This window comes from Gottfriedia endophytica, from assembly GCF_017814275.1.
GTDB classification, from domain to species: domain Bacteria; phylum Bacillota; class Bacilli; order Bacillales; family Bacillaceae_G; genus Gottfriedia; species Gottfriedia endophytica.
In genome coordinates this window covers 19,343-31,841 of record NZ_JAGIYQ010000013.1, presented here as the reverse complement: position 1 = coordinate 31,841, position 12,499 = coordinate 19,343, and the positions used below count along the sequence as shown (strand labels likewise).

Genomic DNA, 12,499 nt, shown 5'->3' with positions numbered 1-12,499 from the left:
ATCATACTAAATTTAAACTCCTTTTTGAACAAACTGGTGCGTTAGGTCCATTGCTGTAATTGCAATGGCTTTTTATATTTATCAATTAATAAAAATTAAGAAAAAGATAAAAACACGGTGCGGGTGAAAGTCACTAGATGTAGAGATAAATAGCACATAAATACATGTTCGTAAACCGAATTGCAGCATAGTTCAGTCTTAATTTATCCTTAAGTACCTGTAAGAGACTGGAATAAGTCTTGGAACTAACTAAAACTGAAAAACTTATAGTAGAGAAATACGTATCGATTAGTTTCTCATTATCTTTATCAAGGAACTTATGGGAAGATAGTCGCGAATAACCTTCTTAACCCAATCATTAATCGAGTCGGTTATTTATTTTGATTGATTACTTTTTTATGTAAAATAGAGCTACAGAAATTAAGGTTTTACCAAAACAAATACAGAGTTGCCTAATAAACTGGTTAGAATTAGAGCGCTCGATTATGGCCATAAAGTTTTGAGCGCATTCTCCAAATGTACACCTGACAAAATAGCTATTCCAACCAAACCGATACCAATGTAGATTTAGAATAAAGTTTGGTTACAATCCTATATTAAAATAAAAAACGGACTACTGTTCAATTTAATTATTCCACGATATAATGGTGAGAGTTTGTGCCTGAGTAAATATTTATAAAGCAGTGAGGTAGTGTATGAAAAAAAGAATCACAGACATTATTTTTATCATTATTGGAGCATTTATTTTTGCGTTAGGTGTTAATTTATTTGTTATTCCGAACGAACTTGGTGAAGGTGGAGTAACCGGTATCACGATTATTACCTACTATTTATTTAAGTGGTCACCAGGTTTAGTCAACTTAATTATAAATGCGTTTTTATTAATAGTTGGTTATAAATTTTTGAATAAGTTAACAACGATTTATACGATTATTGCTGTAGTTTTTAACTCGCTTTTTCTTCATCTGACAGAGAGCTGGCATATTGCTTCTAATGAATTGATGGTAAATGCCATTTTTGGAGGAATATTTATTGGCGGCGGGATTGGCCTAATCATTCGAGTAGGCGGAACAACAGCAGGGACTACCATCTTAGCAAGGATAACGAATAAGTATTTAGGATGGAGCATTAGCTATGGTCTATTGTTTTTTGATTTAATAGTTGCTTTTTCATCTTATTTTATCATTGGTGCAGAAAAGCTAATGTTGACAATTATTATGCTATATGTAGGAACCAAAGTGATAGAATTTGTAATCGAAGGCTTGAATCCGAAGAAGGCCATTACAATTATTTCTGATAAACCTAATGAAATCGCCAAACAGGTGACTACAAAAATGGATAGAGGGGTAACCGTATACTCAGGACATGGTTATTACACAAAAACCCCTAAGGAAATTCTATATATTGTTATTAGTAAACAAGAAGTATTAAAGTTAAAAAGGATTGTTCAATCTACTGATCCGAGTGCTTTCATCGCAATACATGATGTTCGTGATGTGTTCGGAGAAGGATTTATTGATATTTCTAAAGCTTAATAAAGTGTTATTTTAAAAGACTAAAAATTTTGTAGAGTTTGTATGAGACTTAATTCTACAATATAAGAATCCATTTTGATCAATTTTTTTCAAAATGGATTCTTTTTATTTATCGTAAAAAATACTGGCTTGTTGGGGATTAGTACATCTGGTTATGAGTATTGTCGAAACAATTATCTTAAAACATTCACAAAGATATTCACTATATTAAATACTTTGAAAACAAATTAGAGGAGTTATATGTTCTCATCCCAGTGGTGAGATATGTTTTAACAATTCTTCATGTTATTTATTTGTTATTTCTTTGCTTTAGTAAAAATAATGCTAGTCCAATTAAGATGAATGTAATACCGATACCTTGTTGTAAAGAAATGACCTCATCTAAAATGAAATAAGCGAGTATACAAGTTCCAATTGTCTCTCCTAATATACTCATTGAAATAATCGAGGTACTTAGCCATTTCAACAACCAATTAAAAATCGTTTGCCCTAATATCGTTGCAATAAACGCTAATCCAATAAAGGACAACCATGTTTGTGCGGAATAATTAACGAAGGAAGTTTGATGGCTGAAAACAAAAATACTTAAAATTAGTGCACTACTGGCATAACCGATGATTGAATAAGGGATAAGAGATAGGCTTTTACGAATATTCTGTCCAATGAAGAAGTAGGCCGTAATCACACCTGCTGCAATAAATGCAAGTATATCGCCAAATAATGCCTGTCCACTAATTTGAAAATCTTGCCATCCAATGACAATACTTCCGGCAATCGCTAGGAGACAGCCCATTATAGCACCTTTACTGAAGCGCTCTTTGAATAGAAAATAACCGCCAACTAACGAAAAAAGTGGCTGTAATGTGACGATGACAGTCGAACTTGCTACTGATGTGTAATTTAATGATTCAAACCACAATAAATAATGTGCTGCCAGAAATAAACCTGAGAGTAATCCAAGACCCCATTGTTTTTTTGACAACGAACCTAATTCTTTACGGTTTTTTTTATTTACTAATAAAAATGGCAGAAGCATTACTGCTGCAAAAAGCATCCGATAAAATGCTGTAATTGTCGCAGGTGCATCTGCTAATTTCACAAAGATTGCTGAAGTAGACAATGCAAATACGCCTAAAAATAGTATCGTATAAGAAATAAGCGGTGATTTCAATACTGTTCCCCCTTGAGTTTTGTTTACTATAATAAAATTAATGCAATATAATATACAAGTGTAAGTATAAAATATTTATGTTATTGAAAAAAGCATTATTTCTCCATGTTTAGTATGTCAGCACAAAAGACATCAAACATACATTATTTTAGAAGGGGCATTTGCTATGAAAAATCATCGATTAGGACAAACAGTATTAAACTATCGTAAGAAAAATGGTATGACAATTCGTGAGTTTGCTAATTATGCAGGAATTAGTACATCACTTATTAGCCAAATTGAAAGAGGACAAGGGAATCCGTCATTAAGTGTACTAGAGTTAATTGCACAAGCATTAAACGTGCCACTTTTTACTCTGTTTGTTAATGAAATTGATACAGATTCCCTCATTTCCAGAAAGCAAGATCGAAAGAAAGTATATCGTGAAAATAGTGACCATATTGTCTATGATATATTAACACCAGACTTTATGAAGGCACATATTGAACTCTTAATGATGGATTTGAATGCACATACTACTACTACAGAGAGTCATTACTCACATGACGATAAAGAAGAGATTGCTGTGGTTATGAAAGGTCAAGCAAATGTTGAACTGGAAGGAATCGAATATTTTTTAGAAGAAGGGGATGTCGTACGCATTCCACCAAATGTTAAACACCGATTTTTGAATAAGAGTGATGAACCTAATCATATTTTATTCGTACTAACCCCATCATTAGTTTAAATAACTCCTCCAAATGGGTTCAAACAGTACGAAAGTAGACTACGAGAGCAAAATAATTAATATTTAATAGATGAAATTAATTAAAACAATGATCAAATACTCCTGGTTAAATTGACAAAATAATAATGTTGATTTCGTAAAAAAACTTAGATCCATTATATAAGAGAAGATTAAACAAAGAGCGGTTTCACTTCTGAATCAAGAAGGTCGAAATCGCTTTTTGTTTTTGTTTAAAGTCTGCCTTATGACTAGGGGGGCATCCATTTCCTGGATTGATGTAGATAAATGCGATAACCTTTATAGATTAAACGAATAAGGAAAAAAGACGCTTATTCAAATTCCAATTGGATTTTACGAAAAGCGGGCTTGGTTGAGAGGCAGTTTGCGTAGTTGAATAAGGAATTCAATAGACAGAGTTCTTATACTCTGTCTATTTTTATATACCCTTCATTTTCAATACCAAATATAAATTCACCGGAAACTGCAATACGATATAAAACAATAAAAGAGTTATAAAAGAGTGGGTTTGTTTTCGTAGATACGGTTGGTTATTTAAGAGTAAGACCAGTAATATAATTAGTTTAAGAAGTGAGACGTAAGGAAGTAAAAGTATTTAAATAAACTGAACTTTATTTTTTATTAGAAACACAAGTTAATCATGTTTAAAAGATTTATTGAATACTAGAAAAATTATATTAAAAAAATTCCTATTTAAAAGATTAAGGGAAACGGAGAAGTGAAGTATGTCGAACTATCTAAAATTAGTAGGATTAGTAATTGGATTAGCAATCATTGATATTGTCCTACTTTCACCAAAATTTTTAGATGTAGAAATTGGTGGCACAGCACTGCAAACTGCATTAGGAATTACCATCTTGACGGCTAGTGTAATTGTATTGGTTTACTTTATTCATAATTTCTTTTTTAAACCTGTCGTATATAAAACCATCATCCAATTACAAAGTGATGAAGATTATTTCCAAGCGTTAACTCGTTACCAAGATAGTAAAGTATTGAAAGGGAACATTACAATCATTTTAGACCAAATTGTACAACTAAAGAAAAAGAAAGAGACACTTAAGAAACTTTTAAATGATCGATTCTCTCCAAATGAATTAAGTTATCAACGGTTTAATTCCGTCATCACAGAAGTTGAGAAAGTTTTTTATCTGAACCTCAGGAATGTTCTAAATAAATTATATGTTTTTGATGAGTCAGAATACAAAAGCATTATTGAAAAAGATACAACTCGTTACTCAAGGCAAGTACTTGAAGAAAAGTCACAACTTTACAATAGTTATCTAAATTTTGTAACAAAATCTAAAGATATTAACGATGAAATAATACTTAATTTAGAAAAATTAGTTGTAGAGATTTCGAATTTGGACAGTTTTGAACTAGCAGACATTGAAAAAATGGACTGTATGAAAGAAATCGATGCACTAATAGAACAAACAAAATACTATAAACATTGAGAGGAAGAAATGGATGGCAAATAAGGGGAAATTTCTAATTGTGTCAGTAATTTCTTTAATCGCATTATTCTTAATTGTTTTTGTAAGTATTAAATTATTTGGTAAGGAAGAAGCTGTTAAAATTACCGACAAAAATAAAAGTGAAGTGTTAGCCAATTTATATAAAGACATTGATGTAAAAAAGGTTAGTGCAAAAAAAGGGCAGATTGATTTAAATCCTGCTGATATTGCGTCAGAACTACCAGATATTAATAAATTTCCGATATCTGTAAAAAATTCAACTGATTCTTATGTTGAGATATTTTCTTCAACAGAAAAATCTGGCACAGGAACAGATGGTTGGTTAAATGAGGTTGCAAATGATTTTAATAAAACTAATTTTATATTAAATGGTAAGCCCGTTAGTGTGAAGATTAGAAATATTGCTTCCGGTACTGCAACTGACTATATTAAATCTGGAAAATATATTCCAGATGCATTTACGCCTTCAAACGAGCTATGGGCCGAAATCATTAAAGCAAACAATGTACATACAGAACTAATTTCAAAACGAATTGTTGGAAATGTTCCAGGAATTGTTATTTCGAAATCAAAATACAATGCACTAATGAAGAAATATGGAAAAGTGAATGCAAAATCTGTTATTCAAGCAATGAGCAATAATGAATTCGCTATGGGATACACTGATCCATACGCAAGCTCAACTGGATTAAACTTTTTATTAACGGCTTTAAATACATTCGATTCTTCAAATATATTAAGTGATAAAGCGGAAAAAGGATTTGAAAATTTCCAAAGTAATGTGCCGTTTACAGCTAGTACAACTATTCAAATGAGAGAAGCGGCAAAATCAGGTGCATTAGATGGATTTGTTTTGGAGTATCAATCATTTCAGAACTCTCCTGATTTAAAAGATTCTTATGTATTTACACCATTCGGTTTAAGACATGATTCTCCCCTATATGCATTAGGTGAATTACCGAAAGAAAAATTAGATATTATTAAGAAGTTTGCAGAATTTACTAAGCAAGAAAAATATCAAAATTTAGCGAAGAAATACGGTTTCAATGCATTGAATGACTATGTTTCTGAACTAAAAACAATAGACGGTAATACTTTATCTGCAGCTCAAAAATTATGGAAAGTGAAGAAAAATGGAGCGAATCCAATTGCTGCAGTGTTCGTTGCAGACATTTCAGGTAGTATGGATGGTGAACCATTAAGACGTCTAAAAGAATCGTTATTAAAAGGGCAAAAATATTTAGGTAGAGAGAATAGCATCGGTCTTGTAACATATTCGGACAATGTGACACTCAATCTACCAATCGCAAAATACACTACAAACCAACAATCAAAATTTGTTGGCGCAGTTGAAAGTCTTCAAACAGAAGGTGGTACTGCTACATTTGATGGAATACTTGTTGCAATGAAAATGTTAGAAGATGAAGTGAAAAAGAATCCTAATGTTCGACCACTTATTTTTGTCTTGACTGATGGAGAGACAAATCAAGGTCATACGTTAGGTGATGTAAAAGGACTAATAAAGGCATATAAAACTCCTATTTACACTATTGGTTATAATGCAAACATTAAAGTATTGGAGAGTGTTTCAAGTATTAATGAGGCAGCAAACATCAATGCGGATAGTGATGATGTAGTCTATAAAATTAAAAATTTACTCAATGTACAAATGTAAGTTAAACCAATTATAGGGGGGACGCGTTATGTCATTTTCGATGGAAGTTGTAAGTCAAGAAGAAATCAAATCTGTTATTGAGGAACAAATTAAACCAGTTCCAGAAGAGGTAAAAAAACTTAAAGAATCCGCTGAAAACAATGTTGCGGCAATTATGTCGCTTGAATTAGAATCAACAGAAGGTTTTGGTAAACGAAGTGAAATATTGAAATCAATTGAAGAATTTGGTTTGGATACAATGAAAACTTCTGCTTCAAAAAATAATTTGTTACAAGTTTCGGTCGGTAAATTATCTAAATCTGGCGACGAGGGTGGCCATGTAGCAAAAGGATTGTCTGAACTTCAATTTCAAATAAAAGACCTAGATCCAAGTGTAATTGATTTTGCAAAAACAGGTTTTCTCAGTAAATTATTCAATCCTTTGAGAGTATATTTTCAAAAATACGAAAAAGCAGATGCGGTTATTTCTGACATTGTTGTTTCACTTGAAAAAGGGAAAACCACACTTCAAAACGACAATACAACCTTAACTTTCGAACAACAATCTCTGAGAGAACTGACAAAAATATTACAAAAAGAAATCCAACTTGGAACGCTAATGGATGAATCCATTGAACAACAAATTGAAACCGCTAGAAATAATGGTACAGACCAACAAAGAGTACAGTTTATCAGTGAAGAAGTGTTATTCCCATTACGACAAAGAGTGATGGATCTTCAACAAATGCAAGTTGTCAATCAACAAGGGATTATGGCATATGAAGTTGTTATTCGTAATAACAAAGAATTGATTCGTGGTGTAGAAAGAGCGAAAACAGTTACCATTTCAGCATTAAAAATTGCTGTCACTGTGGCGAGTGCTCTTTATAATCAAAAAATTGTGTTAAAAAAACTTGAAGCACTTAACAAAACCACAAATGAATTAATCGCAGGCACTTCGAAAATGCTTAAAGAACAAGGAGTAGAGATTCAAAAACAAGCAATGGAAACTGGTGTTTCAGTTGAGACCTTAAAAGGAGCCTTTGCTGACGTATTAAGTGCACTAGACTCCATAAGCACATATAAACAAAATGCTTTACCAAAGATGCGTGAAACAATTAACCAATTTAAACAATTAGCCGATAATGGTGAAAAACAAATTTTACGTCTAGAAAAAGGTAATCAAATAGGATTAAATTGATGTATTATCCCAACAGTTAGCCTCATAATCTCGGTTTATTTCAAGTTCCGCTTTTTGTGTGCATTTAGTGGGAGAAAGGCAGCATGCAAAGGTAGAACTTGGTTACCGAGGATACCGCATTCAGCAAATGGAGGCAGGGATTCTTTACTCAAAAATCGTTACTAGCAGCGTCTGCTATCGGAATAGGGGGTCATCCGCTTCTAGGATTTGATGTAAATACATGTGATAACCTTATAGGTTAAACGAACGAGGAAAAACGATGCTTATTCAAATTCCAATTGGATTTTACGAAGAGCGGGCTTGGCTGAGAGGGAGTTTGCGTAGTTGAATAAGGAATTGGAATAGACAGAGTTCTTATTCTCTGTCTATTTTTATTTAGATAAAAAATTCTGTATTTGAGCTAGTTAATGCTGAATGGGTTCCACAAAATCACTTATACGCGACTTATTATTAGATTATTCTACTTCCACAGATGAATGTATGCCAATTTCAGTGTTCCATGCAGATTCTCTCCTTGTTTTATTGTGGAGGTAATCATATGAATGAAGCATAGAAACTAGATAATAAATTTTATTGTTTATATACAGAAAATAAAAGTGTTCAAGATAGTATTAACCATTCTAATAAGAAATAATCATCTAACCCATTTGAAAGGAAAGTGTTTTCCTTTCAAAATAACCGTAGAAATAGTATGTAAAAGGTGATAGTATTGTTCAATGGTAACATTAACCATATTAATTTACATAAATTGCTTATTACATCTGGGGGAAAATGAAAGTGAATAATGGTATAAATGTAAAAATTATTATTGGACTATCACTAAGTCTACTATTAATTTTAGTGATCGTTGGAGCTATAAATTCAGTAGAAAAACGAAAAAAACTAGAACATGCTCTAATGATAGAAGGTAAGGAAATTAAAAAGATTGAAGTTAGGGAAACAAAGTTGCAAGAACAGTTTAATAATTTGGGAATAGAATATGATATTGATACGATTGATGAAAAAACTTGTAAAGATTTAATTGAAAACCGCAAAGATTTTATAAAAGAAATAGAAAATGATAAATATTTTAAACAAAGACAAATGAACGAATTTAGAATTTCTGAAATAGCTTATGCTAAAGCATCTTTTAATTTTGATAAGTTTCTTATAGATTCATTGTTAAATTTTAAGAGAGAACATGAAATCTCATCATTCGATGAAAAATATGCAAATAAACTATTAGCAGAAACAATTAAGAAAAAAGATGAGGTTAATTCTAAGGAAGTTAAATTTTATATAGACGAACCAAAAAAAATTTCAGTTGACAAAATAAATAATGAAAAATTGATAATCACTACACTCGTAGATGAAGTAAATGAACTTGAACGAAAAAAGAGAGCAAAACAAATATATGACACTGTAAAAGTAATCGATGATCATGCAGGTACTGAACTCGGTGACGATAAAGTATATGTAAGATCTGTTAAAACTGGTAAGGAATATTACTTGGATGATGTAAGTGTACCGATATCTAGTGGAACAAATGAATGCAAAACAGAATATGGAATTCCAGATGGTAATTATGATTGTGGCGGTACTGTTATAACACTATGGAATGATGATATTGTAAAGTTACACTTTACTTCCTATGGTAAAGATGAAAATGGTAATGATGATATCATTGAGAATACAGAGGATAGAGTAATAATTCAACCAACAAATATACATTTAAAATTCATCCAAGGGAATAAAAATTGTGATTACGTTACACATGAAATTTTATCGAAAGAAGATGCGAAAGAATTTCAATAAAAATTGACTGTTTGTTTCTAAATAAAGAAAACGAGTGGTATTTAGATTTTTAATAGTTTTAATAAAGTTAGATATTCACTTTAAATTTTTGAAGCTTAGCAGAGCTGATTTTCCAAAAATCAAACTAAATACAAATACATTTAAAGTGTGTCATCAATCCTTATGTCAATTTAAAACGTAAGTGTTGATGACACTTTTTTATTTCTTCTAAATTAAGCGAATTTTAACAGAAATGGAAACTTGTAGGTGAAATGATGGAAAGAGATCATTTTCATGAGCCATATCGATTGAAACTAGTCCTGCTGTTGCCATCTATACGTAAATGTGCAAAAGAATTTGGTGCCTTTGGAACAGCACTTAGCGGTGCAGGGCTATCAATTTTTATTTTAACTCCTTATGAAAATAGGCAAGAAATTGCTGAGCAATTAGCAAGAGTTTTTCCAGTGATGAAAGTATGTGAGCTTGAAATTGATCACAAAGGAATCTATATTGAAAAGAATACAGATTTAAGGGTAGTTTAACAAAAAGCGGTTTCACTTCTGAATCAAGAAGGTCGAAATCGCTTTTTGTTTTTGTTTAAAATCAACATCACTATAAACAATTTTCAATTAGTTTTGTTATCTTGCTATTACATTCTAAAGTACTTATGTTTTTTTATTTATGGGGTTATAGTGTTATTTATCAAATTGAAAGCAAGGAGGAAGCATAATGGTCCTTGATATAAAAACACGTATTAATAACCTTGATTGGGAATCTATACAAAACGAATTAGACGACAAAGGTTTTGCGAAATTACCGCAAATAATAACAATACAAGAATGTGAATTATTTATGAGTCTTTATTCTGATGAAGAAACATACAGAACTACAATTAATATGAAAAGATATAGATTCGGAAGTGGAGAATATAAGTATTTTTCTTATCCATTACCAAAGATAATTCAAGATTTAAGAGAATCAATTTATCAAGAGTTGGCAAAAACAGCAAATCGATGGTTAGGCTATATGAAGAAACCTGAAGAATATCCAGATAATCTTCATGACTTCTTGAATAAATGTGCGAGTTACGAACAAACAAGACCGACACCATTAATTTTAAAATATGAAGAAGGCGGATTTAATTGTTTGCACCAAGATTTATATGGTGACATGTATTTCCCATTTCAAGTTGTCTTTGTGCTAAATCAAAGAGATAAAGACTATACAGGAGGTGAGTCGTTGTTAGTAGAACAAATACCACGTGCGCAAAGTAGGGGTCATGTAGTTACTTTAGACCAAGGATGTGCCCTTATATTCCCAACTAACAACAGACCTACACAAGGAAAAAAAGGATATTACAAAAATACAATACGTCATGGAGTAAGTACTGTAACTTCTGGCAGCCGTTTTGGACTTGGTATCATATTCCATGATTCTAAATAGATCATAAACAAAACTGATACTATTCAATATTAGATAATTTTGATAAGGAAAGAAGAGGAGAAATAGAGAATTAACTTTAAACATAAATAAAATGGAGGTATTTAATATTGGAAACTAGTAGTAATACTACAATTTATTGGTCATTGCTAAAACTTAAAAATTGGAACTTTTATATTGCCTCTACTAACCAAGGATTATGTTATGTAGGATCACAAAATAAACTATTCGCTGAATTGGCTGATTGGACAAAGAAAAATTTTCCTGTCAGCCAGTTAGTACAAAATAATGAAAAGCTTGAACCATATGCAACTGAATTAATTGATTATCTTGAGGGAAACAGAAAAACATTTACTAGTCCACTTGATTATAAAGGTACAGAATTTCAGGTTGCAGTATGGAATGCGCTACGCGATATAAATTATGGAGAAACTAAATCATATTCGGATATAGCAAATTATATTAACAATCCGCAAGCTGTGCGCGCTGTTGGAGCTGCGATAGGTGCTAATCCAGTTCTTATTACAATACCTTGCCATCGTGTTGTGGGTAAAAATGGATCATTAACTGGATATCGTGGTGGTTTAGAAATGAAGAAGCAACTGTTAGCTATTGAAAAAAATAGCTTAGTAAATTAATTCAGTGAAATTAGCAATGTATTTTATATGAAAGGACTAAGTATGAAAAGTGAAATATTTTACAAAAATCCAAAATCCATTCTAAATAAAGGTACAGGTTTTCTATCAGGATATACACATTCATTAAATCCATATACTGGTTGTTCTTTTAGTTGTTCTTATTGTTATGTACGACAAATGCCTGTATCACTCTTTCGTGAGGGCGGCCAATGGGGAAGTTGGGTGGATGTAAAAAATGGTGCTGCAGATATATTGAAAAAGGAGATTGTAAAGGCGAAAAAAAAGGGCAGTGTAACTATTTTTATGTCATCAAGTACTGATCCATATCAACCCATAGAACACAAAGAAACAGTTACTCGTTCAATATTAGAAGTGCTTGTAGAAACCCCACCCGATTTCTTACTAGTCCAAACCAGAAGTCCACTTGTATGTCGAGATATCGATTTACTGCAACAATTAAGGGAAAAAGTACGTGTTAGCATGACAATTGAAACGGATTCAGAAATAATACGTAAATATTTTTCTCCTGAAGCACCACCAATCCAAGCACGTATAAAGGCATTACAAATTCTAGCAGATGCAGGAATACCCACACAAGTTGCAATTGCTCCTTTACTACCTAGTGGAGAGTATTTCCCACATAAATTGAAACCAATTGTGAATCGAATATGTATTGATGACTTCTTTTTGGGTGACGGAAGTGGAGGAAAACGAACTAAAAAAATTGGAATTGATAAGAAGTTTATAGAGCTAGGATTAGAAGAATGGTATAGTACTTGTGCATATAAAATAGTATATAAGAGATTTAAAGAGGTGTTTAATGAAGATCAAATTTATTTAAGTCAAGCCGGTTTTGAACCTTAA

The 12,499-nt window shown here is 31.7% G+C and carries 9 protein-coding genes and 3 pseudogenes; 11 read left to right on the top strand and 1 reads right to left on the bottom strand.

What is annotated here, in order from left to right:
* Positions 1–695 precede the first annotated feature (695 nt).
* Positions 696–1,535: a YitT family protein gene (locus J5Y03_RS15905; protein ID WP_209406987.1), complete on the top strand. Its 840-nt coding sequence runs from the start codon at positions 696–698 to the stop codon at positions 1,533–1,535.
* A gap of 289 nt (positions 1,536–1,824) precedes the next feature.
* On the opposite strand, the gene J5Y03_RS15900 is transcribed toward J5Y03_RS15905, so the two are convergent.
* Complete coding sequence (locus J5Y03_RS15900; RefSeq protein ID WP_209406986.1) at positions 1,825–2,706, bottom strand: DMT family transporter; 882 nt, start codon at positions 2,704–2,706, stop codon at positions 1,825–1,827.
* Between the two features lie 114 nt (positions 2,707–2,820).
* On the opposite strand from J5Y03_RS15900, the pseudogene J5Y03_RS15895 reads away from it, so the two are divergent.
* The 10 genes and pseudogenes from J5Y03_RS15895 to J5Y03_RS15855 all read left to right on the top strand — a co-directional run bounded on the left by J5Y03_RS15895 (position 2,821) and on the right by J5Y03_RS15855 (position 12,499).
* Positions 2,821–3,433 (top strand): annotated as a pseudogene (locus tag J5Y03_RS15895) (helix-turn-helix domain-containing protein).
* Positions 3,434–4,176: 743 nt separating this feature from the next.
* Positions 4,177–4,908, top strand: a complete 732-nt coding sequence (locus J5Y03_RS15890; RefSeq protein ID WP_209406984.1) for a hypothetical protein — start codon at positions 4,177–4,179, stop codon at positions 4,906–4,908.
* A 13-nt stretch (positions 4,909–4,921) separates the two neighbouring features.
* The gene (locus J5Y03_RS15885) at positions 4,922–6,604 is read left to right on the top strand and encodes a vWA domain-containing protein (protein WP_209406983.1); all 1,683 of its coding nucleotides are present in this window, start codon (positions 4,922–4,924) and stop codon (positions 6,602–6,604) included.
* 28 nt (positions 6,605–6,632) lie between these two features.
* Positions 6,633–7,784 (top strand): toxic anion resistance protein, encoded by a 1,152-nt coding sequence (locus J5Y03_RS15880; protein ID WP_209406982.1) that lies wholly within the window; start codon positions 6,633–6,635, stop codon positions 7,782–7,784.
* 26 nt (positions 7,785–7,810) lie between these two features.
* Positions 7,811–8,112: pseudogene (locus J5Y03_RS19885) on the top strand (NADH oxidase); the annotation flags it as partial.
* A gap of 449 nt (positions 8,113–8,561) precedes the next feature.
* The gene (locus J5Y03_RS15875; protein ID WP_209406981.1) at positions 8,562–9,578 is read left to right on the top strand and encodes a hypothetical protein; all 1,017 of its coding nucleotides are present in this window, start codon (positions 8,562–8,564) and stop codon (positions 9,576–9,578) included.
* Positions 9,579–9,805: 227 nt separating this feature from the next.
* A pseudogene (locus tag J5Y03_RS15870) lies at positions 9,806–10,099 on the top strand (homoserine kinase); the annotation flags it as partial.
* A gap of 187 nt (positions 10,100–10,286) precedes the next feature.
* A complete protein-coding gene (locus J5Y03_RS15865) occupies positions 10,287–11,000 on the top strand; it encodes a 2OG-Fe(II) oxygenase (protein ID WP_209406980.1) in 714 nt (237 codons plus the stop codon).
* Between the two features lie 107 nt (positions 11,001–11,107).
* A complete protein-coding gene (locus tag J5Y03_RS15860) occupies positions 11,108–11,635 on the top strand; it encodes a methylated-DNA--[protein]-cysteine S-methyltransferase (protein WP_209406979.1) in 528 nt (175 codons plus the stop codon).
* A gap of 42 nt (positions 11,636–11,677) precedes the next feature.
* The gene (locus J5Y03_RS15855; protein ID WP_209406978.1) at positions 11,678–12,499 is read left to right on the top strand and encodes an SPL family radical SAM protein; all 822 of its coding nucleotides are present in this window, start codon (positions 11,678–11,680) and stop codon (positions 12,497–12,499) included.

What these genes read in the sequence shown, in the direction of transcription:
- J5Y03_RS15905 (WP_209406987.1), top strand. Translation starts at nt 696, where the DNA reads ATGAAAAAAAGAATCACAGACATTATTTTTATCATTATTGGAGCATTT.
- J5Y03_RS15890 (WP_209406984.1), top strand. Translation starts at nt 4,177, where the DNA reads ATGTCGAACTATCTAAAATTAGTAGGATTAGTAATTGGATTAGCAATC.
- J5Y03_RS15885 (WP_209406983.1), top strand. Translation starts at nt 4,922, where the DNA reads ATGGCAAATAAGGGGAAATTTCTAATTGTGTCAGTAATTTCTTTAATC.
- J5Y03_RS15880 (WP_209406982.1), top strand. Translation starts at nt 6,633, where the DNA reads ATGTCATTTTCGATGGAAGTTGTAAGTCAAGAAGAAATCAAATCTGTT.
- J5Y03_RS15865 (WP_209406980.1), top strand. Translation starts at nt 10,287, where the DNA reads ATGGTCCTTGATATAAAAACACGTATTAATAACCTTGATTGGGAATCT.
- J5Y03_RS15855 (WP_209406978.1), top strand. Translation starts at nt 11,678, where the DNA reads ATGAAAAGTGAAATATTTTACAAAAATCCAAAATCCATTCTAAATAAA.